Below are 26288 nucleotides of genomic sequence, written 5' to 3' on the forward strand. Positions count from 1 at the left end.
CATGAAATGAAATTAAAATATGACTGCAGAAATTTTTCAAACAATAATTAAAACACTACCGAATAACCCGGGCATTTATAAATACTTTGACGAGGCAAATGAGCTTATTTATGTAGGAAAAGCAAAAAACATAAGAAAAAGAGTAAGTTCTTATTTCACCAAAACATTCACCGGCTATAAAACCCATGAACTCGTAAGGCGAATTGGCCATATTGAGTTCACTATTGTCGACAGCGAACAGGATGCTTTTCTCCTTGAAAATTCATTAATAAAGCAATTTCAGCCAAAGTTCAATATCAACCTGAAAGATGATAAAAGCTATCCGTATATCGTGATTAAAAATGAACCCTTTCCACGAATTTTTTTAACGCGCAATAAGATTAATGACGGCTCTCAATATCTTGGTCCGTTCACCTCGGTAGGAAGAGTGCGCGAATTATTGAGTTTTATAAAAGAATTTATCCCGCTTCGCACCTGCAAGCTCAATCTTACTGAAAGTAATATTCTCAGGCAAAAATTTAAAGTCTGTCTTGAATACCATCTTGGAAATTGCAAAGGCCCCTGCGAAGGGCTGCAATCAAAAGAAGATTATGAAGAAGGTTTGCAACAGGTAAAACAAATCATCAAAGGCAATTTGGCTCCGGTAATACAGCGCTACAGGGAAGAAATGAATTATTATTCAGAACAATTGCAATTTGAAAAAGCCGCTGTAATAAAAAAGAAAATTGAAGGCCTCGAAAATTACCAGGCCAGGTCTGTAGTGGTAAGTAAATCAATTTCAAATGTGGATGTATTTTCCATATTGAGAGAAAAAAACACGGCTTATATCAACTACCTGATGGTGCAAAACGGAACGATAATCCAAACGCACACTATTACACTGGAGCCCAAACTGGACGAAACAGATGAAGAAATTTTAAGCCTTGCCATTACCGACCTCCGGCAAAAATTTAGTAGCGAGGCCACGGAAATTGTAATTCCTTTTGAAATTGATTTTACGGGTGAAGGAATTTCCGTAACGGTGCCTAAAGCAGGAGATAAGAAAAAACTGCTTGATCTTTCAGAAAAGAATGTCAACTATTTTATGGCCGAGATGAAGCGAAAGAAAATGCTTCGTCTTGAAGGTAAAACCGGTGAAGAAAAGACGCAAGTTTTAAACCAGTTAAAAAACGACCTGCATCTTCCGGCCTTTCCCGCTCAAATTGAGTGTTTTGATAATTCAAACTTTCAGGGTAGTTTCCCCGTTGCAGCAATGGTTTTTTTCAGAAACGGCCTGCCCGATAAAAATGAATACCGGCGGTTCAATATTAAAACTGTAACAGGTATAAATGATTTTGCCAGCATGAAAGAAGTGGTTACAAGAAGATATAAAAGATTGCTCAGGGACGATCTCCCCTTGCCGCAACTAATCATTATTGATGGCGGAAAAGGGCAGCTTAACGCCGCTGTAGAGGGTTTGCACGAAATTGGAATGACAGGCAAAACAACTGTAGTAGGACTTGCGAAAAATGAAGAAGAGATTTTTTTTCCGGGCGATACAGAATCCATTAAACTGCCCTGGGATAGCGAAAGCCTTAAGCTAATCAGAAGAATTCGCGATGAGGTGCATCGATTCGGCATCACGTTTCACCGGAATCAGCGAAGCCGCGGCACCTTTGTGAATGAATTGGAAATGATAAAAGGAATTGGGAAAAATACCGCTGACAATCTTTTGAAAAGATTTAAATCCGTAAAAAAAATAAAAGATCTTTCGCAAAATGACCTTGAAGAAGCCATCGGTAAGCCGAGGGCTCAAATCGTTTATCAATATTTTCATCCGGATGAAGAGAATGAAAGCGGAGAACCAAATGTTTAAAAAATCCCGGCCAAAACCGGGATTTTAAATTCAATTTCTAAAGACTAATCCCGATACCTACTTTAATGGCGCGGTTAAAAGCATTAACGCTTTGATGGGCATCTACCTTGGATAAACCATAGTCATACGATGCACTTAGGCTTAAGCCGTTGGCGAACTGATATCCAATGCCACCGGTCAATCCCACGTCCCAACGATTAAAAGCTGAAGTGACGTCCATCGTTTTATTTAAGAGGTTAACACCCAACAGGCCCGCAGAAGTTTTCAGGTTTGACTGGGCAAGATAAGAGATTTGCGGCCCTGCAAAAATTTGAAACCCGCCAAAATTCCCTTTTAATAATATTGGCGCATCCACATATTGTGACTGCAAAATGGCCTTTGCATTCGCTCCCAAAAAATCCATTCCTTTTAAGCCAATCGCCCCATTTAGCTGGTATCCTTTTAAAGAATAATAAATTCCGGGCTCAAAGGAAAGATTGGAACTCATAGGAATATTTACGAAGCCGCCGGCAAAAAATCCTGACTGATCTTTTGTGGTTACTTTACCATTGGTGAAATCGAGAATGTTGTTGAAATTTTTTACAGCATCGCCGCGCATGCCTGACGATAAAAAACCAGCTTTAACCCCAAAAGCAGGGGTAGTTTGTGCAAAACTGAAAGCTGAAATAAATAAAGCGCTGATAAGTAAAATTGTATTTTTCATGATTGTTGCCGGAGCCGGATTTTAAAGCCGTTCACAATCCTGAGAAGAATTTTGACCGGTAAAGATTAATGGCCTTTCGGTAAGATTTTGTTAAGTAATAGATGATTCAGAAATAAAATGCACATATTTATTGGTTTACTGTGCATTAATTTTTTACAAAATCATTTTCAAAAACGATTTATAACTTTAGTAAATGAAGCCGGTATTTGCCTTTACGATATTATTTCTTTGTGCTCATGTAGCGGCCGCGCAGGATTATTTTGCAGCACAAAAGAAGTATGTAAATATTCCTGCTTCCCAGGTAAAAACTTCGGATGGGATTGCTGCCTATATCAACGCTCATTATCACACGGATGAAGATAAAATCGCCGCAATTTATTCATGGATTACTTCTAATATTAAATACGATGCAGATAGCATTCATTACGTGATTCTTGATGAGGACAATGAACAACGCGTATCCTTTGCCCTGCGAAGAAAAAGAGGCGTTTGTGAAAATTTTGCCGCCGTATTTAATGCGGTGGCTGCGAAATGTGGAATCAATTCATTTATGGTAGAAGGTTTCACCAGGCAAGGCGGATCAATTGATCGCTCAGGCCATGTGTGGTGCATCGCATTTCTAAATGGTGAATGGGGGTTGTATGACCCAACATGGGATGCAGGCGTGGTGGGCAGTCTCAATCAAAAATCAGAATTTAAATACTTTAATGCCGACCCTGAAATATTTGTACAAAGCCACCTGCCATTTGATCCCATTTACCAATTATTAAATCATCCGCATACTTATAATGATTTCGAAAAAGGTTTTAGCGCTCAGAATAATAAAGGAAAATTTTTCAATTACAATGATTCTTTATCTCAAATTAAAAACATGGATCGGCTATCACGCTATGCAAAGGAAGCATCAAGAATAGAAAATGCCGGCTGGCCGCAAGCAAGGATAAACACCAAGCTGAAAAGAATCCGTTTCCAGGTAGAAGTTTTAAGCCAGGACGACGACGCGGAATTATACAATTCGGCTGTGTCTGATTACAATGCGGCTATTGGCTATTATAACGATTTCCTTTCATATAGAAACAATCAGTTCCGGCCATTCAAGTCAAAAGATGAAGTGGAAAAGCTTTTTCAAAATGTATCTTTATCGCTGGGTTTGGCAAATTTGAAATTAAAAAAGATTGATAGCTCTACTGCTACACTGCAATTAAATACCGGAGCTATCAAAAGCAAATTAAATGAGCTTGAATTGAATCTGAAAAAACAGCAGGCATTTTATCAAAATCATTTGGCTGAGGTTTTTAATGGAAAATAAAAATTCCGTTCAAAAGTTCGTTTACTGAACGTATTACAAAGAATGCCTGCACCAACCAATGCTTTAAATGGTTTACCTTACAAATGATGTATTGGCAAGTGGCAAGCTTCTGGATTACCTTAAAATCTTTATTTTTTAAAATTTGGTTTTTCTTATCCGCGTTTAGCAATATAAAATATGGCATCTATCGACCAGGCCTGGACAGAAATGACAAAAGGAAGCAAACCGGCATTCCTGAAAATATACCAGGAAAATTACAAACAACTATTTTCTTATGGATTCAGCTTGTGCTGTGATAAAGAACTAACCAAAGATTGCATTCAAAATTTATTTCTCGAAATCTGGAACGGAAGAGTTACTCTTTCGCCCGAAGTCCAAAATGTGCGCTCTTATTTATTTACCTGGCTGAGGCGAAAAATAAACCGAAGCGTTTACGAAAAAAATAAAATTGATTTAGGGGATAACCTTTCCGTGCCAAACCAAAATGAAAAATCTTATGAAGAACTCCTGGTTGCCTTTGAGGAAAACGAGGAGCAGAAAGAAAAGCTGAAGCTTGCATTACGCGGCCTTACGCCAAAACAATTAGATATTATTCGCCTCAAGTATTACGAAAACCTGAGCTATGAGCAAATAGCAGAAAGGACGTCCTTAACCACACGAACGGTTTATAACATTGTATACGAAGCCATCACCCGTTTGAGAAAAATAATTCACATCTTCATTTGAAACGCTTTCAAACCATCCAAGAAAAAAAAATTTAAAAAAAACCCGGTAAAAGAAGCAGGTTTTCTGCACCACATTATAACAGAGTATAAAAACAGGAATCCCGCGGAGAAGGCAGGGCAAAATCTTAGGCCGGTAACCTAACAATTATATGGACAAAAAAACATTTTCAGATTACAAGGCAGAAGATTTTATCACAGATGAATCGTTTATCAACTATCATTTGGATGATAACTGCGCTGAGGGTTTAATGTGGAAAGAATGGATATTACATCATCCCGAAAAGGCGGATGTGATTGCCGAAGCAGAAAAGCTGCTAAGCATCTTGCTTCCTTCCCTTTCCAAAGAAGAAACTCAAAATGAGTATTTGAAATTGCTGAATGCGATTGAAAAGAATTCTTCTTTAACAAAGCAGCCAAAAGTAAAAAGCTTCCCCGTGGAAAGAGGCCGCAGGCAAAGGATAATTCGGTATGTAAGTGTAATAGTTTTGTTCGTTTTTGCAGCCGGATTTTGGCTTGTATATTCTTCTACTCACAAAAACGGGCAGGTTATTACGGTCAATACTTCGGATTCGCCTGAAAGCCTGATGCTTTCTGACAGCACTATCGTAACGCTTCAGCCACAAGCTGAATTGAAATATGATAAAGTTTTTCAATCACCCGAAAGAAATGTTTATCTGCGGGGAAATGCAAATTTTAAAGTGAAGAAAGATGCAGCGCATCCTTTCAAAGTGCATTCGGAAAATATGGTGGCCACCGTATTAGGAACTGTTTTTGATATTAAAAAATCAGGCGATTCGGCGCTGGTAGTTGAATTATTAACCGGCAAATTGCATGTTCAGTTTTTCAATGCCAACATGGAGCCTGAGCAATCGATGATATTAACGCCTAATGAGAGAGCCGTATATGTGAGAAGCGATAAACACCTTTATAAAAATCTGATTATCCCCATGAATTTCAGGCAAAGCAATTTTGATGAGATTGCTTCGCAAATGAAGGATGCTTTTGGTATTGTCTTGATAAATGAAAGCCCAAAAACGAATTGGAGTTTTACGGGTGAGTTCACAAATTCTTCTGCAATGGATATAATTGAAAACATATGCCTTGTTAAGAACCTTACCTATTCGCAACGTGGCGATACGGTCCTGATTAAATAAAGAAGCATTGTTGTCAGCTTAAATGATTTTGATATGAGCAAATTATTTATAACTTTTTGCGGTGGTATTTTATTCACTTTTTTGTTACCCTTTGTAGCAAATGGGAAAGAAATAAAAGTTCCTTTCAAAGATATTGTTATCAATGTAAATTTCACTACGGGTAAGTTGAGCCAGGTGTTTGAAATAGTTGAAAAGCAGACTTCTCTTTCATTTGTTTATGACGAAAATGAGATTGATTTATCCAGGCAAATCAAACTCAAACAAGGGCAACAGTCTCTTTATTCAGTTTTAAAAAGTGTTTCAGACCAGGCAAAACTTCGGTTTACGCAGAAAAAAAATATCATTCTTGTCATTTCCGAACCTTCGCCTGCTGCAGCGCAGGTGAAAATGGATGTTCAGGAAAAGCCTCCAGTTTCAGGAATAGTCACAGATTCAGCGGGAACTCCGCTCCAGGGAGTCACGGTTTCTTTAAAAGGAGGCAAGATGGCAGTCCAATCTGATGAATCCGGAAAATTCACAATTGACGTGCCGGCAAACAGTGTATTAATTTTTACAAATGTGGGTTACAAAACCCTGGAAGTGCCCGTAAATGGTTTGAATTCTTTAACTATCCGTCTTACCAGAAGCCGCGAGGAGCTTAGCGAAGTCGTCATAGTTGGTTACCAGGCCAGGAAGCGTACAGATTTGTCAGGCGCAATGTCCGAGGTGAATGTGGCAGGTATTTCAAAACTACCAGATCTCAGTGTTGACCAGGCTTTGCAGGGAAAAGTACCTGGTGTAAGAATCACGCAAAATACAGGTCAGCCCGGCGATGGCGTTATTGTAAGAATCCGTGGTGTAGGAACTATTAATGACAATAACCCGTTATTCATCATTGATGGGGTGCCTACCAAAGATGGAATCAATTTTCTTTCCGGCAATGATATTGAATCCATTGTTGTATTAAAAGATGCCTCCTCTGCGGCAATATATGGCAGCCGGGCGGCTAACGGCGTAGTGTTGATTACAACGAAAAGCGGCAAAAGCGGTAAGGCGCAGATTTCTTATGATGGATACGGCGGGTTTCAGACACATGGAGACCTTCCAAAAATGACCAATACTTCTGAGTATGTTGAGCTTTATAACGAAGCTGCCGACAATGACAATGCCGGCGTAACTAATCCCGCATTGATCAGGCCTAAAATTCCATCTGGTTTGTCGTTGCCCAACACAAACTGGATGGATGCAATTTTTCATAATGGTCGAATCGAAAGCCACCAGGTTTCTGTAAGAGGAGGCTCGGATAAAGTTTTATATTATGTTTCGGGAAATTATTTCAGTCAGGATGGTATTATCATTAATTCATGGTATAACCGTTATTCCCTTTTATCGAAATTGCAAATTAAGCTTACCGATAAACTTACGCTGGCGAATAATATAAACGTTTCTTATTCGAAAAAAAATATGATTGGCAGTTCCGGAGATGGTTACGGAGGCAATGGAGGAAGCGTGGTGAGGTATGCTTTATTCCGTACACCGGCTATCCCGGTTTTTGACAGTGCCGGCGTATATTCTGACCTGCCTCAATATCCCGCTTTCTTTGGTGACGGGTACAATCCCGTAGCGCTCGCGAAATTTACTGACAACAAAGAAACTGAATACAGAATCTTTGGAAACGTTTATGCCGAGTATAAGTTTATGAACAACCTAAGGTTTAAATCCGACCTTGGAATAGATGCTATCGTAACAGAAAGCAAGCGTTTTGATAAGAACTACGGAACAAATCTTCGCATAAATAATCCGAGCAGGTTAGCCGTAGGAACCACTAACAATATGAACCTGATATGGAATAACACAATAAATTATTTTAAAACCTTTTCCGGGAAACATCAACTTAACATTTTAGCAGGCACAGAGGCTATAGCTAATAAAATTCATTTTCATGAAGGTACTGACCGTGATTTTCCAAATCAATCGCCACAATTCAGGTATATAGGAAATGGCAGCGGGCTTATCGGTTCAACAGGCGCTACCGAAAGCCAATCCGAATCAGCTCTTTTTTCACTATTTGGAAATGTGAGCTACAACTACAAAAATCTTTATCTTTTATCAGCAAATATTCGCCGCGATGGCTCTTCGCGTTTCGGACCTGAAAATCAATATGGAACTTTTTATTCGGGTTCTGCCGGATGGAATATTCATAATACACAGTTTATTAAAGACCATGTTCCACAGATTTCAAAGTTGAAGCTCAGGGCTAGTTATGGCCAGTTGGGCAACCAGGAAATACCGGATTATGGCTTTGTATCTATCATTGGAAATAAATATAATTATCCTTTGGGCGATCCCCAGCAAAGCAATCCGGGATCTACAGTATCTACACGCGGAAACCCTCAGGTAAAATGGGAATCGTCAACGCAGGCCGATGCAGGTCTTGATTTAGGGTTATGGCAAGATAAGCTAAGCATCACATTTGATTATTACATAAAGACCACTTCCGATATGCTGATTCCGGTTCCTTTCCCATTGATAGGCGGAAGCGCCAATCCTCCATATTTAAACGCCGGTAAAGTTCAAAACAAAGGATTTGAAACGGAAATTAATTTTAGCAATGGCGAACATAAACTAAAGTATACCCTTGTGGGCAACTTTTCGGCGCTTGCAAACAAAGTATTATCACTAAGCAATGGCCAGCCGATAGCCAGTGGCCGTATAGACAACAATTACAATGCTACTCTTACAGCAGTGGGCCATCCTATTGGCTCATTTTATTTGTATGAGCAGGAAGGAATTTTTCAAAGCGATGCAGATGTATTCGCTCATGCGTACCAGGGGAAAAATATCAGGCCTGGTGATGTAAAATTCAAAGATCAAAACGGGGATGGGGTGATAGATGAAAAGGACAGAGTTTTTCTAGGTAGTGCCATACCTAAGTTCACGTTTGGGGCTACTGCCAACCTGGAGTATCAAAATTTTGACTTTTCTATTTTTTTCCAGGGGCAATATGGTAATAAAATTTATTCCCAGGTGAATATGGATATTGAGGGCTTTTATCGTCCTTTCAATATTACACAAAGAGTTTTCGACCAGCGATGGCATGGTGAAGGAACCAGTAATACTATGCCTCTTGTTTCATTCAGGGATGCTTCCAATAACAAATATCCATCAAGCAGATTTCTTGAAGATGGCTCATATGTAAGATTAAAAAATGTTCAATTGGGTTATTCGATTCCTGAGAATATTCTGAAGCGGATTCATGTTAAACGTTTGCGTGTGTATGTAACCGGCCAGAATTTATGGACCTTAACCAAATTTACCGGCCTTGACCCGGAAATGAATGTGAGTGATAATGTGAAAAAAGATACTTATGGAGGCGATGTAGCAGCCGGTATTGATTGGGGAACGTATCCGAGCGCCCGAAGTTACATCGTGGGAATCAACCTGAGCTTTTAATGACGAATGAAAAATCTAATCCGTAGTTGTTTTGACATAATTTAAAAAGAAGCAAATGAAGACAAAAAATTATAATGGAATATTTATCATTTTGCTGTTAATCCTCATCATTACGGGCTGTAAAAAGTTTATCACAAAAAATCCCGTAGGCGAGTATACTGAATCTGAATTCTATCAAACAAAGGAGCAGGCAATATTGGCAATCAATGCAGCTTATCAGCCTCTGGCCTTTACCACGGCTAATGTAAACAGGCTATGGGTTTTTGGTGATGTAGCTTCGGATGATGCGGCCAAGGGAGGCAACCCCGGCGACCAGGCAGATATTGGATTTATTGACGACTTCAATGTAAATTCTACCAACGGTAACCTTGCCAGCATGTGGGCACTTTTGTATGACGGAGTTACCAGATGCAACCTTGTGCTCAGCAAAGTGCCGTCCATTAAAATGGATAAAACTTTACAAGACCGGATTTTAGCAGAAGCGAAATTCCTTCGCGCCTATTATTATTTTACCCTGATAAATATCTTCGGGGATGTTCCCGTGGTTTTACAGCCACTTCGCGCTGACCAGCTACAAATTCCACAGTCGCCGGAACAGCAAATCTATGAATCAGTAATTGAGCCGGATCTTAAGGAAGCGGCCGCGTCTTTGCCTGATGCATACAGTGGACCTGATGTGGGGAGAGCGACCTCCGGAGCCGCCAACGCACTTCTTGCAAAGGTTTATTTGTTCCAGTCAAAATGGGATAGTGCAACAACTTCAGCAACGAAAGTGATAGGCAGCAACCTTTATAACCTGTTGCCGGTATATACAGAAAACTGGGACGAGGCTTATAAAAATAATGTGGAATCCGTATTTGCCGTTCAGCATTTAACAGGCCAGGATCCTAAATTAGGAAGCGAGCTCAATCAATATTTTGCGCCGCAGATTGATGGCGGTTATTTTTTCGATGCCCCTACTCAAAATTTTGTAGATGAGTTCGAAAAAACTTCTCAAGGAATTTATGACCCAAGACTTGATTATACGGTAGGCCGCGATTCAATGCCTTGGTTTAATGGTAGAACTTTCAGTGCTTCGTGGTCTCCATCTACCGGGTATCTTACAAGAAAACACCAGCAACCGCTTTCGCAAGTTTCCAATAAAAGTGATGGTAACCTGAATTACGAAGCCATCCGCTTTTCAGATGTTCTCTTAATATATGCGGAGGCTTTAAATGAATCAGGTCATCCGGCAGAGGCTCTTGCGCCGCTTAATCGTGTACGAAAAAGAGCAAGAGAAAGTTATCAGTACGATACGTCACTGGTGGGTTATCCACAGATTCAGGAAGGGTTGTTACCGGATATCACTACAACTGACCCAACGCAATTAAGAGCGGCTATCCGCCACGAACGGAGAGTGGAATTGGGTATGGAATTCCATCGCTATTTTGATCTCATTCGCTATGGTAAAGATTATGCAAAGCAAGCCTTGAGCGATAAGCCCAATTTCGATTATGACACGTATAAACATTTTCCTATTCCACAAATTGAACGCGACAGGAATAAAGCGCTTCATTAATCACTTTTTAAATCAACCATTCATTACATACTTAAATTTAAAAATTATGAAAAAGACTTTGCTGAATTTTAAATTCATTAAACAATTTCTGGCAGTCTGTACTGTAGTTTCAATTATTGCCATCTCCTGCGGCAAAAAAGATTCGGCCCCGCCACCTCCTCCTGCCGATAAAACCGCGTTACAAAAAGCCGTTGATTCCGCACAGAAATTGCAAGACAACACTGTTGAGGGCACCAAACCAGGCCAGTATGAAGCAGGCACCAAAGCACCACTTACTACCGCTTTGGGCGCCTCCAAAACTGTCTTGAGCAATGACAAGGCCACCCAGGCTGACGTAAATAATACAGTGGCCCAATTGAACGCCGCTATTACCACTTACCAGGGACATTTAATCCAGGAAATTGCTGCGGCCAATCTTATCGGCTATTGGAAAATGAACGGCAATGCAAACGATTCATCAGGAAAAGGGAATGATGGAACTGTAAAAGCAGGGCATGCCTATTTTGGCGCCGGCTTGCCTACATTAACTAAAGACAGGTTTAACCGCGACAATATGGCCTATCATTTTGATAAAGGTGGGAATATTGAAGTGCCCTATAAAGCAGATTTAAATCCGCCTGCCATGTCAATCAGTATCTGGGCTAAATGGGTTTCTGATGGAAGGGCCCTGAATACAGATACTTATACAATGGTGGCCATGAACCGCTGGAATGGATATAAATTCCAATTGCAATCCGGCCATTTACCATTTTATACCGTAAAGGTTACCAAAGGAACTGCGGTTGGCGATACTACAATTTATGATCGAGATGATGCAGGAGTTGCCGTACCTGAAAATGAATGGCACCACCTTGTTGTGACTTTCACTTCCGGCGTTGAAAATTTCTACATTGACGGAGACCTTGTAAAAACCTGGGATTCCAGCACTCCTAATCCTGTGCCTGGCAATGCCATCACGCTTGCCAATCCTATAAATTTCGTGATTGGGCAGGACTTGCCAACCGATAAGTACACTACTACCCAGGATGATTTTTATGTAAACTGGGGTGGATTCTGGACCGGAGATCTTGATGATGTGATGTTTTATAATATAGCTCTAACAGGGCCACAGGTAAAATCGATTTATACAAACCAAAAAACTGAGTAGGGTTCTTCATAACTGCAAAATCCCCTACAGCCAAGGCGTTTCTAACTGTAGGGGATTTTGAATTTAAATTAAGGTTCAAAAATCCGAACAGCAATAATAAGTTGCTCATAAATCATGCATGTAAGAGGTTTATTTCTTTTTCTGTACTTAGGAACATTTGCATTACCGGCCTGCAAAAGCAGCGAGGCTGGTAATCATGAAATGGTTTTCTGGTGTTCCAACAACAACCAGGAGATACAATTATGCGTTCAGCTTACTAAAGACTGGAATCAAAAAAATCCTGCGAATCGCATTCACATGCAGCCGGTTCCTGAGGGCCAATCCAGTGAAGAAGTTATCCTTGCTGCAGTAGTAGGCAAAACTACGCCGGACATTTATGCAAACATGTGGCAGGGAAGTGTGGAGATGCACGCCAAAGCACACGCGCTTATTGCCTTAGATACGCTGCCTGGATTTTTGTCATTTATAAGGGAAAGATGTGACACGAATGTGATTAAGGAAATCACCTCTTCTGATGGGCATATTTACCAGGTGCCCTGGAAAGTAAATCCCATAATGACAATCTTTAATAAAAGTTTGTTTACTGCAAATGATATTTATACTTTGCCAACTACCTATTCATCCTACCTTGAAGCCGCACAACTTTTTAAAGAAAACAATAAAGACAGCCGGATAAAAAAGAGATTTGGCTACACCGAAGTTAGCCCGCTGTGGTATCAACGGCTTTTCAATTTTTATCCTTTATACCTGGCTGCTTCTGATGGCGCTTCTTTGGTTGAAAATAATAAAGCTGTTTTCAATAATAAGTATGCGGTAGAAGTGTTCCGTTTTTTGCAATCCATCTATACGCACGATTATTTTTCAAAAGAAGGTTCCGGTTCTTCCAGCGATCCTTTTGTAGAACAAGCTATAGCCACCAAATGGACGGGGCCATGGGAAATCCCTTACTTGGAAAACATTCCTTCAAGACATTTTGAATTTGGATATTATCCGCCTATTGTGCCTGATAATCATTCCGGACCGGTATATACCTATTCAGATCCAAAAAATATTGTGATATTCAGCAGTTGCAAAAAACCTGGGCGCGCCTGGCAGTTTATTAAATCCATTATCGGCAAGCCCGGCGATCTTCGGTTGCTTGAATTGACGCACCAATTGCCGACAAGAAAAAACCTGGAATCAGATCCCTTTTATGAGGAATATTTTAAGAAAAATTCCATGATGGTAACGTTTGCGAAAGAAATCCCTTATTTAAAAGGAGTGGATAATTGCGAGCAAATTGTGCAAGTACTTGACATCATTTCGCAGGAGTATGAGGCTTGTGTAGTGTATGGAAAAAAAACACCGGAAAAGGCAATCTCTGATGCGGAAAGAGCTGTAAACGTGCTTTTAAGCACAAATCAATAATTTGTAAGTGAACTAAAAAGATCAAAGTTGAATTCTGAGAAGCAACATATTATTCATACCATAAACATCGGAATCGTTGGGGCAGGTAGCTTTGCAGCATTTGCAGCCAGCGCGTTTTTACAACTGAGAGGAGTAAACCTGATTGCTGTAGCAGATGTGGATCCTAATGCCGCAAAAAATCTGGCAGGCAAATATGCTGCGGTGGCCTATCCGGATTTGGAAAAAATGCTTCAAGACGAATCTATCGACCTTATTTATATCGCCACACCACCTTTTCTTCATTACTCACAAAGTAAAGCCTCGCTCGTAGCAGGCAAGCATGTACTGTGCGAGAAGCCGGCTGCGCTGAAACTGGAGGAAGCTAAAGACCTTGCGTCGCTGGCACAATCCAAAAACCTTTTGTATGTTGTCAATTTGATGCAGCGTTACAATCCATTGTATGAAATCGTAAGTGAAATAATTGATAACAAGACGCTCGGTGAATTTCTTCACGGGTATTTTGAAAATTATGCAAGCGATGAATCTCTTCCTGCAAGCCATTGGTTTTGGGATGAAGCAAAAAGCGGTGGCATTTTTACAGAGCATGGCGTTCACTTTTTTGATATGTTTTCCGGCTGGCTTGGCAAAGGTGAGGTAATTCAATCGCTAAAAAAGCATAGGCCCGGATATGATAATATTATAGATCGTGTACAGGCTACTGTTATGTACGGTGGCGGCTGGGTGAACTTTTATCACGGGTTTGACCAACCACGAATTCTGGACCGGCAGCAAATTACCTTACTGTTTGAAAGAGGAGACATAACTCTCAGAGGATGGATACCTGTAACGATAAAGGTGCATGGATTATTCAATGAAACGGATAAAAAAATTATCCGAAAACTGCTTAAAGAAAATTTTACAGAGAATGAAATTAAAGATCCCAATCAGAAAGCAAAAGGAAGATTTAAGGATATTGATTTGCATGCAGAAGTCACTTTTGAAAAAGGAGATCTTTTACATAAAGAAATGCGCTACCAGCAATTATTGATGCGGATGTTGGCAGATCAATGGAGTTGGATAAAAGATAACAAACACCATCGTAAAATGGATGAAACCAATGGTATAGCATCTTTGCAAATGGCCCTGGATGCCGATGGGCGTTCAGCAACTTTTTAATTTTTATGAATACAATTCCGGTACATAAAACGCATAAAAAAAGTAAAAGAAGTTTTCTTCCTTACCTTCTGGTATCGCCATACCTGCTGTTTTTAGTTGTCTTCATAATATTTCCTGTACTGTTTTGTTTCTTTCTCACTTTTAATAACTGGAACATTATTGCGCCCATGCATTTTATCGGGTTAAAGAATTATTCGCGGCTGATTCACGACCGCCTGTTTTGGAAGGCGATTCTTAATACACTTCAGTTTCTGTTGCTTCACATTCCTTTGCAACTTGTTGTTTCCCTGTTTCTGGCATTTTTATTAAATAAAAAAATTAAAGCCGGCGCTTTTTTCAGGGCTTCATTTTTTATGCCGGTTATTGTTTCGGGAGTGGTGGTCACTATTTTATGGCAGCAGCTGCTGGGTTATGATTCAGGAATTATCAACCGCACATTGCAATCTGCCGGCATGGAAAAAATAGGCTGGCTAACCAATCCGGATATTGCCATCTATTCTATCGCCCTGATGGCCACCTGGAAAAATGTTGGCTTATATGTAATTCTGTTTTTGGTAGGCCTGCAAACGGTTCCGGTGGCTTATTATGAAGCGGCAAAAATGGAAGGCGCTTCCGAATGGCAGCAATTTTATCATATCACGCTTCCAATGATAAATCCGACCATTTTTATGGTAGTTATTTTATCTACCATAGGTGGCTTTAATCTTTTTATTGAGCCCTATATCATGACAGGCGGCGGGCCGCTCAATTCCACGCTTTCGGCAGTACTATATATTTATAAGCAGGCATTTCAGTATTACAATATGGGATATTCCGCCACACTCGGATTCTTTTATGCGATGCTCATCATGAGCGTCGTAGTGCTTCAGAAAAGATATATTGAAAAAGAAATCTGATAAAAATGAAAATAAAAAAACGCGATATTTTTTTGTTTACTGCCATTTGAAAATATGATGGAGAAAAAAAGTACGATACAAACGATTTTAATTTATACCATATTGGGTATTGCTGCGCTTACATTTATTTATCCTTTTTTATGGATGATTGGCGCCTCATTCGCTTCCATGCAGGAAATCGGCACAATGGCACTTTGGCCTGCACATCCTACCTGGCACAACTTTACCACTATGGTGCAGAAGATTCCGATTTGGCGCTCATTGTTCAATAGCCTTCTTGTTGCCGCCTTCACCACTTCCCTGGTAGTTATTACAGGTTCTGTGGTAGGATATGCGCTGGCAAAAATGAGATTTAAGGGCAGGCAGCTTATCTTTTACGTGATTGTATTTACGATGTCCCTTCCTTTCCAGGTAACGCTTATTCCAAATTATATCACCATCGTTAATTTACGGTTGGTAGATACGTACGCAGGATTAATCATCCCATTCGCCATAAGCGCATTTGCTATTTTAATGTTCCGCCAGGCATTCCAGGGATTGCCCCAGGCGTTGATTGATGCAGCACGAATGGATGGCTGCAGCGAAATGCAGATTATATTCAAAATTTTATGGCCTAATATTAAACCTACCATTGTAACGGTAGCCATTCTTTCCTTTATCGGTTCGTGGAATGAAGTGCTGTGGCCTTTGATCGTAATAAGAAACGAACAATTAATGACCATGCCCCAGCTGGTGACCTTGTTTGCCGTGGGCGGCAGGGCCGATGCGCAATTAGGTGTGAAGATAGCCGCTGCCGTTTTATTGGCTTTACCGGTTATCATTGCCTTTTTATTTTTTCAAAAACATTTTATTCAAAGCATGGCCTCCACGGGGCTTAAAGATTAAATCAGTAAAGAACTATTTAGATGAAGATTACAAAAAAAAATATCCGGTTGTATGCTTCTTCCCGCGCAGTAATAACGCAGTTTCTTCATTTGCCGGGAAATGACCGGGTAAAAAAGGTAGTTGAGAAAATTGAATCAATGGATGATGAAACGGCGCTTACCTGCCTTGAAAATGTCAGGAAAGATTTTGCAGGCCGCCATCGCAGCATTGATAATATTTTCCTGGAAAATCTTGAAAAAATCCGGTTGCAGCTACCGCAAAAAGACTTTAATCTTCTTACTGCAGAAAAACGATTATTGGCAGGCGCCTATTTTACAAAAGAATATTCTATACAAGCCGCAGCTTTATTTAATCCATCCATTGTTCCTCATCCTGACCAATCAGGATTACATCCGGGGCAACAAAGATTTGTTCTTAGCATGAGGGCCACAGGCGAGGGCCATATCTCATCTGTTGTTTTCAAAACCGGCGTAGTTACCAAAAGCAATGATATCATTTTCGACAATCCTGCTGAAGTGTATAGCCCATTATCCAAAAATAAAAGCACAGCTTTTGAAAGGGCATTTTTTGAAAAACGGTGTTCTTTTTTTCATGGATTTAAAAAGGAACTTTTAAATCTTCTTCCTGAAAAATTTACAGAAGGTGAAGCGCTCAAGCTTATTGAAGCTTCTGCTTTATTTACCGACGGTTCATACGCTAATTCTATTCAGATATTTAAAGCTATCTGCGACTCCAATTATGAACTGACCTCTTCTGCTTCAATGCCCCTGGATGAAAAAGTCATTTTTCCCATTTCAAAAGCTGAAAGTATGGGAATAGAAGATGTTCGCTGGGTAAGGTTTACGGGAGCTAACACGCCGGTGTATTATGGAACCTACACCGCCTATAACGGTCACGAAATCAAAAGCCAGCTTATCATCACTGAGGATTTTGTTTCTTTTAAAATAAGAACGCTTTACGGAAAAGCCATTTCAGATAAAGGCATGGCATTATTTCCGGAAAAGATAAACGGCCTCTACGCGATGATTTCGAGGCAGGGTGGCGAAAAGATCCAAATCATGTTTTCTGATGATTTATTTGTATGGAATGACTTTCAAACACTGATGGAGCCTGAATTTCCGTGGGAATTGGTTCAATTGGGTAATTGCGGATCGCCCATTAAAACTGAAAAGGGCTGGTTATTGCTCACGCACGGCGTTGGCGCCATGCGCACGTATGTAATCAGTGCCATTCTTCTTGATCTTGAAAATCCTTCCCTCATCATCGGACGATTAGACAGGCCTCTGATTTCAGCGGAAGAAAATGATAGAGAAGGATATGTTCCAAACGTAGTGTATACCTGTGGTTTTTTACAAAACGACACCTCGCTTCTCATCCCTTATGCCCTTTCAGATTCTGCAACAGCATTTGCAACGGTTCAAATCAATGAGCTCTTAAGTGAATTAATTAAAAATGATTGACATGAAAAATACAATAAAACTGTTACTGTGTTTCCTGGCTATAAGTTGCATGTCTGTTACCTGCAAAAAGCAGGGTTCGGCCACTAACAATCCAAGTCCTCCGCAAAATGATACTTCACTTGTAAATACCCAACACCTGGAATACCTTACCGTTCCGGTCACCTTTTCCGATGGAGTCAATGCTTCCGCCGTTTATATTTATGCAGACGCACCGGATTATAAGCTTACGCCTGCGGCGGGTGAGGGTTACGCCTGTGTGGATGATGTGGCGCGGGCAGCATGGGTTTATCTTAGAGCGCCAGGGTTCAAAACCGATACAGCAATTCAATCCAAAGCGGAGAGGCTAATTGATTTCGTTTTGGAAATGCAATCCCCGAATGGATATTTTTACAACTTTCTCAGCAGCGGAGCGGATATCAACCGGTTCGGACAAACGAGCATAAATAATCCTGAGTGGTGGTCGTGGCGTGCCTTGCAAACCTTAACGGAAGGAGCTCCTTTATTACAATCGATAAATTCCGGTCTCGCAAAAAAAATGGATGATGCGGTAGATCGTTTAGTTACTGCTATCAAAAAAGATCTAGTCCCTTTATCAAAAGACACCATTTCTGTGAAAGGCATCAGCATACCCACATGGCTGCCGGCCGGGAGCGGAACAGACCAGGCTGCTTTACTTATAATGGGCCTGATCCCTTATTGCCAACGTACAAATGATGAGGCGATAAAAGATTACATCGAAAAATTAGGCGACGGTATTGTGCTGATGCAAAAGGGAAATGCTACCATGTTTCCTTACGGTGCATTTCTTAGCTGGCAAAACACCTGGCACGCCTATGGCAATGAACAGGCTTATGCGCTTCTGAAAGCCGCAGCCTATTTGCAGAATGAAAGGTTTAAAACTTCTGCATTAATGGAAATAGATAATTTTTATCCCTGGCTCGTTCAAAATGGTTATTTATCCACGTTCGCTATCAGTGATGATGGTAATGGAATAAAAACAGAAAGCAAAAGCACTTATGATCAGATTGCTTATGGCATCAAACCTATGGTATTTGCTGCATCAGAAGCTTTCAGGCAAACGGGCGATAAAAAATATGCTGACATGGCCGGGCATATTGCAGCATGGTTTTTCGGATCAAACGATGCCGGACAAATTATGTATTCCACGTCAACGGGACGTTGTTTTGATGGCTTATCGTCATCCGGCGTAAATAAAAATTCAGGAGCTGAATCTACTATCGAGGCATTACTAACTATGCAAAAAGTAGAGGAATTTGGCGAAATAGAAAAATCCATGAAAAGCTATAGTAAATAGTTTCCCCCGCGGAAATGTATGTATCTCCTTAATAAAAATTTAAACAATGAAATGAGGAAAAATAAAAAGAATGGAAACTAATTTTATCAAATCTGATCAATTAATCTTTAGTCCGGATGATGTGGATCTTAGTCATTCGCCGCTGGCAAACGCCTTGGAAGGAGAAACTTATGTGCTTGGCGCTTTTAATCCAGGCTTATGCCGTTTGGCAAATGGTAATTTATTATTAATGGTAAGAGTGGCGGAGGCATTAAAAAACCCGGAAAATAATGGTTTTGTACATTCCATACGCTGGGATAAAACTTGCGGATATTTAAAAGATAAATGGCTACTTACAGATGTGGATATGAAGGACCCGCGAAAATTCAGGCTGAAGAATTATAGCTTTCCTGTTTACGGCCTCACTTCACTCTCGTGGCTACTGCCGGTCGAATTAAACAGAGACGGCAGCAGAATCGAAATAATCCATTATGATAAAATTATTTCTCCCGAATTTCAAAGCCAGGAATATGGTATCGAAGATCCGAGAATATCGGTCATCGATGGCAAGTATTACACGACGGTTTGCTGTGTAAGTTCCGAAAGGCATTCAACCATGCTGTATGTTTCTGAAGATGGGTTAAATTATAGAAGCGAGGGAATTATCCTTGATCATCAAAATAAGGATATGCTGATTTTTGAAGGAAAAATTCTGGATAAATATTATGCCTTAACACGGCCTTTGGGAGAATGTTATTTTGCTACATCTTCTGACTCCGCTTTTCATCCCGGCCCTTCTATACAAATGACATCGTCACCGGATATATTGCACTGGAAACCGTGCGACAAGTTTTTTCTGGGCGCCAGACGCTCTTCACCCGCGAATGAAAAAGTGGGCGGAGGCTCCCCGCCTATACTTACAGTCGCCGGATGGCTAATGTTATATCATGGGGTGACATACAATGACGAAGTTGGTATCTATTGCACTTATTGGGCATTGCTTGATAAAGAAAACCCGGAAGAAATAGTTTATCTTTCAGACAAAGAACCTTTGTTGCAGGCTAACCCCTCCCTGACAAAAAATATAGCGGATAAAATTTATTTAAACGACGTTGTGTTTACGACCGGGATTGCAATGCATGAAGACGATTTTATTATCGCCTCGGGCGAGTTAGACCTTGCTTGCCGCATCACGCGGATTTCTCAGGAAAAATTTATCCCATCTTCTAAAGCAACTATATGGCCGAAGTAGTATTGAACCATATCTCGAAAATTTATGATGACCCTAAGAATAAGAACAGCTGGGTAAAAGCGGTGGATGATATTTCCTTTGAAGTTCACGATAATGAATTCCTGGTATTGGTGGGCCCTTCGGGATGCGGCAAATCTACGCTGTTGCGAATGATAGCTGGCCTGGAAGATATTACAGAAGGCACGCTTTCTATTGATGGTAAAATTATGAATGACGTAAGTCCACGCGACCGCGATATTGCTATGGTATTTCAAAACTATGCCCTTTACCCTCATATGACCGTTTATGACAACATGGCTTTTGGCCTGAAGCTTAAAGGAATGAAAAAATCAGAAATCAGAAACCGCGTGATGGAAACAGCCTCTCTTTTGGAAATTCAAAATGAATTGGATCGAAAACCCCGCAATCTTTCCGGAGGCCAGCGGCAAAGAGTGGCGATAGGAAGAGCCATCATCCGCAGACCCAAAGTATTTTTATTTGATGAACCATTAAGCAATCTTGATGCAAAATTGCGAAGCCAGATGCGTATAGAACTTCAGAAGCTTCATCGGAACATACAGGCAACGATGATTTACGTCACGCACGACCAAACGGAAGCGATGACTTTAGGTAACCGCATTGCTGTCTTAAACAGGGGAAAGCTTATGCAAATGGACACCCCCATGAATTTATACGAACATCCTGCCAACCGTTTTGTGGGTGGCTTTATCGGAAGTCCGGCTATGAATTTTATAACCGGCGTGCTGAAAGATGGCGAAAATGTTTTTTACTTAAATGATAAGCCACTACTGAATATAGGAAACTTCATTCCAAAACAAATTGAAAAAAATCCAACCAATACTATTACAATCGGAATCCGGCCAGAAAATATTTTGGTCGATACCACAACGCCCGACGCAGCAGATTGCAAATTAAAAGTGAGTGCTTTTGAAAATATGGGTAATGAGCAAATCATTTATCTGGGCCTGGAAAACCAAATAATCATCGCCCGCAGGCCGGCAACTACCGTCGTTGAAATCGGCCAGGAAGTGGGCATACGGTTTTTAAAAGACAAATTGTTTTTTATGTACAGCGATACCGGTCAAGCTATCAGATGAATTTTGTGTAAGCTGTGAGTCAGCGTGGCAACAGAAAATAAAAATTAGGACTAAAAGTTCATTTACTGGCGATAACAAAAAACGCTGAGCAGGTCAGCGTTTAAAAAATAAGATGGAACAGGCGCATTAAGCCCAGGCTTTATCGCCCTTCTGGTAAGGAACACAGCCGTCATATCTTCCGGGAGCTTCTATGTACCGGCGTGCCTGGGTGCAGCCGATTTCGGAAGTAAAATAACCCAACAAAGTAAGTTGCTTCAACATAGTGTAAAAATAATTGGGGTCTTTGCGCCTTTTATCTGCCCACGGATCTTCCCCGTCAAAATTTTTCTTCATAGTAAATTCATGCTTTTCTTCATCAGTAAGCTTGGCATACTCTGCGTTAATTTTAGATTGAAAATCTTTCGAAGAATTATCGAGCTCTACCAAAAGTTCCTGGCGCTGCTGTGGAGTGATTTTTTCAAATGAGCTGCCATATTTCTTATCGGCCATGTCATTTATTTTCACTAATCCTTCATGAAAAATTTTCTGGTCGGGCTGCTGGTAGCAATCATTTACCATCACGGTCATAAAGGCGCCTACCTTGGCTGCTTTGGCGCCGGGCGTTTTGGTAGTTGGTAAAATAGTTTCCGCAATCTCATCCATTAATGCAACATTGCCATCAGAAAAAGTCATGGAAGCTTGTGATTTGTTATCTGAAGTGCATCCTGCTAAAAAGGCGCTGCTCCCTATAACGGTCCCTCCAAAAATGAGAGAAATATATTGAACTGCTTCTCTTCTGTTCATAAAAATTTATTTTAAAATTGTATATAATAATTACTTTATCGTGTGATAAACCAGAATTCACACAACATCAAATATTTCCTTTTTTTAATTCTTCTACTGCGTGATCCACAGCGCGGGCGGTCATCGCCATATAGGTCAAAGATGGATTTACGCAATTGGAAGAAACCATAAATGAACCATCCGTTACGCAAACATTCGGCGCATCCCACACCTGGTTCCATTTATTCAATACGGAAGTTTTAGGATCATTGCCCATCCTGGCGGTTCCCATTTCATGAATGCCTCTTCCCATGGTGCCATCGCCATTAAAGCCGCTTACATTTTTTACGCCCGCGGCAGTCAGCATTTCCATCGCATCGTTTTTCATATCCTCCCTCATCTTTCTTTCGTTGTCTTTCCATTCAGCATCAAACGACAGCGTATTTAAACCCCATTTATCCTTCTTGTTTTTGTCTAATGTGATCTTGTTTTCATGATAGGGCAGAATTTCTCCGAAACCCCCTATCCCCATGGTCCAGCCTCCTGGTTCTGAAAGCGCATCTTTAAAATCGCCGCCGATATTCATTTCTGCTATTCCGCGTGTCCATCCTTCCCTGCTGGCTCCGCCCTGGTAGCCAAAGCCACGTATATAATCTCTTTTATCACCAAATAAATTTCGGAAACGTGGAATATAAATTCCATTTGCCCTGCGGCCATAATAATATTTATCATCGTATCCTTCCACAGTTCCTGAGGCACCCACTCCCAGGTGATGGTCCATTATATTATGCCCCAATTCGCCACTGGCGCTGCCCAATCCGTCAGGCCAGATATCTGTTGCTGAATTCATTAATATCCAGGTGCTGTTAAATGTAGAGGCATTTAAGAAAATCACCTTCGCAAAATATTGATAGGTTTTATTGGTTTCCGCATCCAGCACTTCTACGCCCGTTGCCTTTTTTGAATCTTTATCATACAGGATTTTTGTAACAATAGACCAGGGCCGGAGCGTAAGCTTTCCCGTTTTCATTGCTGCGGGCAAAGTAGAAGATTGTGTACTGAAATATGCGCCAAACGGGCATCCAAGCCAACACTTATTTCGATATTTACAATTGCTTCTTTCCTGGATGGGTTCGGTAATATTAGCGGTACGCCCGATAATCATCTGGCGCTTATTTTCATAGTGTTGCTTTACACGGGCAGAAACATCTTTTTCCACGCAATTCATTTCCATAGCGGGCATGAAATGGCTGTCGGGCAATTGAGGAAGATTTTCTTTAGAACCACTTACGCCGGCAAATTTTTCAACATAAGTATACCAGGGTTCAATATCCTTATACCTGATGGGCCAGTCAATCGCAATGCCATCCTTTGCATTGGCCTCAAAATCAAAATCGCTCCAGCGGTAGCATTGCCTTCCCCATAAAAGCGAACGCCCCCCAACATGATATCCGCGAAACCAATCAAATCGTTTCACTTCTGTATAAGGGCTCTCTTTCTCATCCACCCACCAGTCAAGATTCATTTCGTTTAAAGGATAGTCTCTGCGCAGCACAGGATAATCTTTAATCATTTCCTGGGTGCGCCCGCCGCGATGCGCAAATTCCCACGGGCCTTTGGTAGCATTTACATAATCTTTTACGTGCTCGATATTTTTCCCTCTTTCGAGCATAATGGTTTTAAGACCTTTTTCTGTGAGTTCTTTCGCAGCCCAGCCCCCTGAAATTCCGGAGCCGATAACGATTGCGTCGTAAGTATTGTCTGCCATTTTTTGTTTAATTATTAAATTATTTAATTATTATATTCTTGTTTATCACTTTCGGATTATCCAATTGGCTTAATTAAACGTCACAAATCTTAATAGCTTCTCTTAACGAATCTAATTTATCAGGATAAGTTGGAACAAATTCCTGGGCCACATGTCCCTTAAATCCCGTTTCCACAATAGCTTTCATTACTGCCGGGTAATATAATTCCTGTGAGTTATTAATTTCATGCCGGCCCGGAACACCGCCTGTATGATAATGAGCTATGTATTGGTGATAATCCCGGATGTTTCTTATGATATCTCCTTCCTGTATTTGCATGTGATAGATATCAAAGAGCAACTTAAAATTTTCCGAGTCAATCATCTTGCACAGTTCTGCCCCCCATTCCACATGGTTACACATATAGTCTTTATGATCGATTTTGCTGTTCAATAATTCCATCACCATCGTAACGCCGTTCTTTTCAGCAAAAGGCACTATTTTTTCCAAAGCAGTTTTGCAATTTTTCATCCCGGTTTCGTCATCCATTCCCTCGCGTTTACCGCTGAAGCAGATCAGGTTTTTATAGCCGGCTTTTGCCATGATTGGAATAACTTCTAAATATTCTTTAATTAGGTTTTCATGATAAATAGGATTATCAAGGCCGTTGTAAAGATTATTGTCTCCGGCAGAATAACACATTGAACTGTAGATTCCATGTTTTTGCAAAGTGGGCCAGTCTTTTGGCCCCACCAAATCAATGGCATTGAAACCAATTTCTTTTACAGCTTTACATAAATCATCTAATGATAGATAATCGAATGTCCATTTTGAAACCGAGTGATTGATATTGCCTTTCAATTTTATATTTTTTCTGGATTTATTTTCTGATGCGTTGCAGGCAGCCAGCGTGGATGCCGGAGTTATCGCAAACGCCGAAGCGCCGATAGCCAGATTTTTTAACAAGGTCCGCCTTGTTTGTTTCATTTTCATATTTTATCAATTGTGAATAACGGGTTTTTCATTTTTATCGTGAAACGAAAATGCAAATAATAAAAATACCACAAAGGCAATTCCGGCCGGAATAATCCAAATCATCTTCCAGTCCACTGCAGAAGTAGTAGTGTATGCATCTTTAATCAGTCCGGCAATTTCAAATCCTATCAACATACCTATGCCATAAGTGGCTAAGGTTATTAACCCTTGCGCTGCGCTTTTAAATTTTGGACCGGCTTTGGCATCTGTATAAATTTGCCCTGATACCATGAAAAAGTCGTAGCAAATACCATGTAAAATAATACCTATTATCAGCATGAAGGTCAAATCATCAGCATTTCCGTAAGCAAACAATGCATAACGGATAGCCCAGGCAAGCATACCGGCCATAATCGTCTTTTTAAATCCGAATTTTTTGAAAAAGAACGGAAGCATCAATAGGAAAAATATTTCAAAAAACTGGCCTAAACTCATTTTGGCCGTAGCATTGGTCATGCCGATATCTGTAAGAAATGGATTGGCGTATTGATAATAAAATGCAAGAGGAATATCTATCAAAATGGAAGCAATAAAAAATATCAGGTAATTTTTATCCTTCAATAATTTTAAAGCATCCAAACCTAAGATTTCAGAAACTTTTACTGAAGTTCCTTTAGCTATTTTTGGTGGTGTTTTTGGCAAAGTGAAACTAAAAATACCCAGAGCCAAAGAAGCAATTGAAGCCATTAAGAAAGTGTTTTTTATCAACCCGGCTTTAATGTTTTCTTCGGAATCCCATACAAAAAAGCTAATAGCAAGCCCGGCAACGATCCATCCTATGGTGCCCCAAACTCTTATGGGTGGAAATTGCTTTTCGGTATTGGTCATTTGGTTAAATGATATGGAATTAACCAATGCCAATGTGGGCATAAACAATATCATATATATTAAGAGATAATAAAAAACTACGGGAGGATATACGTTGGTGACTGCGCCGATACTGTAAACCTGGTACAAAAAAATCGCGCCGATAATGTGCAGTATACCCAAAATTTTTTCTGCATTGAAATAACGGTCTGCGATTAATCCGATAATAAACGGAGCAATAATGGCTCCCCAGGACTGGGTGGAAAATACTGCGCCGGTTTGCGCGCCATTTGCATGAAGGTTATTTATTAAAAAAGTGCCGAGCGTTACAAACCATGCCCCCCACACAAAAAATTCTAAGAACATCATGGTGGAAAGTTGCAGGCGGGTGGTAGTTTTCATTAAGAGATATTCGAATTTGAAATTTATATTTTTTAGCTATCCTTCCGTTTTCAGTTAAAATAAGCCCTGGGTTTTATACTTGAAAACAACAATATCGTTAAAGTCCTTATTTGGAAGTTTAAATGTACAGATTAATTGTTTAAATAAAAGTCAGGCCAATAAAAAATTTGCATTTCATAAATTTAGCTGGATAAAATCAGTTTAA

Annotated in this window: 20 protein-coding genes; 15 read left to right on the forward strand and 5 right to left on the reverse strand. The window is 40.3% G+C overall.

The window, feature by feature from the left end; translation table 11 throughout:
• Positions 1-19 precede the first annotated feature (19 nt).
• The gene (uvrC, locus tag EFY79_RS10890) at positions 20-1855 is read left to right on the forward strand and encodes an excinuclease ABC subunit UvrC (protein ID WP_123120737.1); all 1836 of its coding nucleotides are present in this window, start codon (positions 20-22) and stop codon (positions 1853-1855) included.
• Between the two features lie 37 nt (positions 1856-1892).
• Here uvrC and EFY79_RS10895 read toward each other — a convergent pair whose 3' ends face one another.
• Positions 1893-2558: a porin family protein gene (locus tag EFY79_RS10895; protein WP_123120738.1), complete on the reverse strand. Its 666-nt coding sequence runs from the start codon at positions 2556-2558 to the stop codon at positions 1893-1895.
• A gap of 193 nt (positions 2559-2751) precedes the next feature.
• On the opposite strand from EFY79_RS10895, the gene EFY79_RS10900 reads away from it, so the two are divergent.
• From EFY79_RS10900 to EFY79_RS10970, 14 genes are all read left to right on the forward strand, one after another.
• Positions 2752-3867, forward strand: a complete 1116-nt coding sequence (locus EFY79_RS10900; RefSeq protein ID WP_123120739.1) for a transglutaminase domain-containing protein — start codon at positions 2752-2754, stop codon at positions 3865-3867.
• 177 nt (positions 3868-4044) lie between these two features.
• Positions 4045-4593, forward strand: coding sequence for an RNA polymerase sigma factor (locus tag EFY79_RS10910; RefSeq protein ID WP_123120741.1), 549 nt, complete (start codon positions 4045-4047; stop codon positions 4591-4593).
• A gap of 148 nt (positions 4594-4741) precedes the next feature.
• The gene (locus tag EFY79_RS10915) at positions 4742-5746 is read left to right on the forward strand and encodes a FecR family protein (protein ID WP_123120742.1); all 1005 of its coding nucleotides are present in this window, start codon (positions 4742-4744) and stop codon (positions 5744-5746) included.
• A 33-nt stretch (positions 5747-5779) separates the two neighbouring features.
• Complete coding sequence (locus EFY79_RS10920) at positions 5780-9178, forward strand: SusC/RagA family TonB-linked outer membrane protein (RefSeq protein WP_123120743.1); 3399 nt, start codon at positions 5780-5782, stop codon at positions 9176-9178.
• A 55-nt stretch (positions 9179-9233) separates the two neighbouring features.
• Complete coding sequence (locus EFY79_RS10925; RefSeq protein ID WP_123120744.1) at positions 9234-10736, forward strand: RagB/SusD family nutrient uptake outer membrane protein; 1503 nt, start codon at positions 9234-9236, stop codon at positions 10734-10736.
• Between the two features lie 46 nt (positions 10737-10782).
• Complete coding sequence (locus EFY79_RS10930; protein ID WP_158605199.1) at positions 10783-11883, forward strand: LamG-like jellyroll fold domain-containing protein; 1101 nt, start codon at positions 10783-10785, stop codon at positions 11881-11883.
• Positions 11884-11997: 114 nt separating this feature from the next.
• A complete protein-coding gene (locus EFY79_RS10935; protein WP_123120746.1) occupies positions 11998-13290 on the forward strand; it encodes an extracellular solute-binding protein in 1293 nt (430 codons plus the stop codon).
• A gap of 27 nt (positions 13291-13317) precedes the next feature.
• The gene (locus EFY79_RS10940) at positions 13318-14445 is read left to right on the forward strand and encodes a Gfo/Idh/MocA family protein (RefSeq protein ID WP_123120747.1); all 1128 of its coding nucleotides are present in this window, start codon (positions 13318-13320) and stop codon (positions 14443-14445) included.
• Between the two features lie 5 nt (positions 14446-14450).
• Positions 14451-15341: a carbohydrate ABC transporter permease gene (locus EFY79_RS10945; RefSeq protein ID WP_123120748.1), complete on the forward strand. Its 891-nt coding sequence runs from the start codon at positions 14451-14453 to the stop codon at positions 15339-15341.
• A 54-nt stretch (positions 15342-15395) separates the two neighbouring features.
• Entirely contained in the window at positions 15396-16226 is an 831-nt protein-coding gene (locus EFY79_RS10950; RefSeq protein ID WP_199727507.1) for a carbohydrate ABC transporter permease, read from the forward strand.
• Positions 16227-16246: 20 nt separating this feature from the next.
• Positions 16247-17686 (forward strand): glycoside hydrolase family 130 protein, encoded by a 1440-nt coding sequence (locus tag EFY79_RS10955; RefSeq protein WP_123120749.1) that lies wholly within the window; start codon positions 16247-16249, stop codon positions 17684-17686.
• Position 17687: 1 nt separating this feature from the next.
• Positions 17688-19001 (forward strand): hypothetical protein, encoded by a 1314-nt coding sequence (locus EFY79_RS10960; RefSeq protein ID WP_148041905.1) that lies wholly within the window; start codon positions 17688-17690, stop codon positions 18999-19001.
• 70 nt (positions 19002-19071) lie between these two features.
• On the forward strand, positions 19072-20232 hold the full coding sequence (locus EFY79_RS10965) for a glycoside hydrolase family 130 protein (RefSeq protein WP_199727508.1): 1161 nt from the start codon (positions 19072-19074) through the stop codon (positions 20230-20232).
• A complete protein-coding gene (locus EFY79_RS10970; RefSeq protein WP_123120751.1) occupies positions 20220-21329 on the forward strand; it encodes an ABC transporter ATP-binding protein in 1110 nt (369 codons plus the stop codon). The genes EFY79_RS10965 and EFY79_RS10970 overlap by 13 nt, the downstream gene beginning before the upstream one ends.
• 126 nt (positions 21330-21455) lie before the next feature.
• Here the strand turns inward: EFY79_RS10970 and EFY79_RS10975 are convergent, their stop codons facing one another.
• The 4 genes from EFY79_RS10975 to EFY79_RS10990 all read right to left on the reverse strand — a co-directional run bounded on the left by EFY79_RS10975 (position 21456) and on the right by EFY79_RS10990 (position 26083).
• Positions 21456-22112: a gluconate 2-dehydrogenase subunit 3 family protein gene (locus EFY79_RS10975; RefSeq protein ID WP_123120752.1), complete on the reverse strand. Its 657-nt coding sequence runs from the start codon at positions 22110-22112 to the stop codon at positions 21456-21458.
• A 67-nt stretch (positions 22113-22179) separates the two neighbouring features.
• The gene (locus EFY79_RS10980) at positions 22180-23859 is read right to left on the reverse strand and encodes a GMC oxidoreductase (protein ID WP_123120753.1); all 1680 of its coding nucleotides are present in this window, start codon (positions 23857-23859) and stop codon (positions 22180-22182) included.
• 73 nt (positions 23860-23932) lie between these two features.
• Positions 23933-24826, reverse strand: coding sequence for a hydroxypyruvate isomerase family protein (locus EFY79_RS10985; protein ID WP_123120881.1), 894 nt, complete (start codon positions 24824-24826; stop codon positions 23933-23935).
• 12 nt (positions 24827-24838) lie between these two features.
• The gene (locus tag EFY79_RS10990; RefSeq protein ID WP_123120754.1) at positions 24839-26083 is read right to left on the reverse strand and encodes an MFS transporter; all 1245 of its coding nucleotides are present in this window, start codon (positions 26081-26083) and stop codon (positions 24839-24841) included.
• Positions 26084-26288: the final 205 nt, after the last annotated feature.

Origin of the sequence: Hanamia caeni (assembly GCF_003721595.1) — a bacterium.
Taxonomy (GTDB): Bacteria; Bacteroidota; Bacteroidia; order Chitinophagales; family Chitinophagaceae; genus Ginsengibacter; species Ginsengibacter caeni.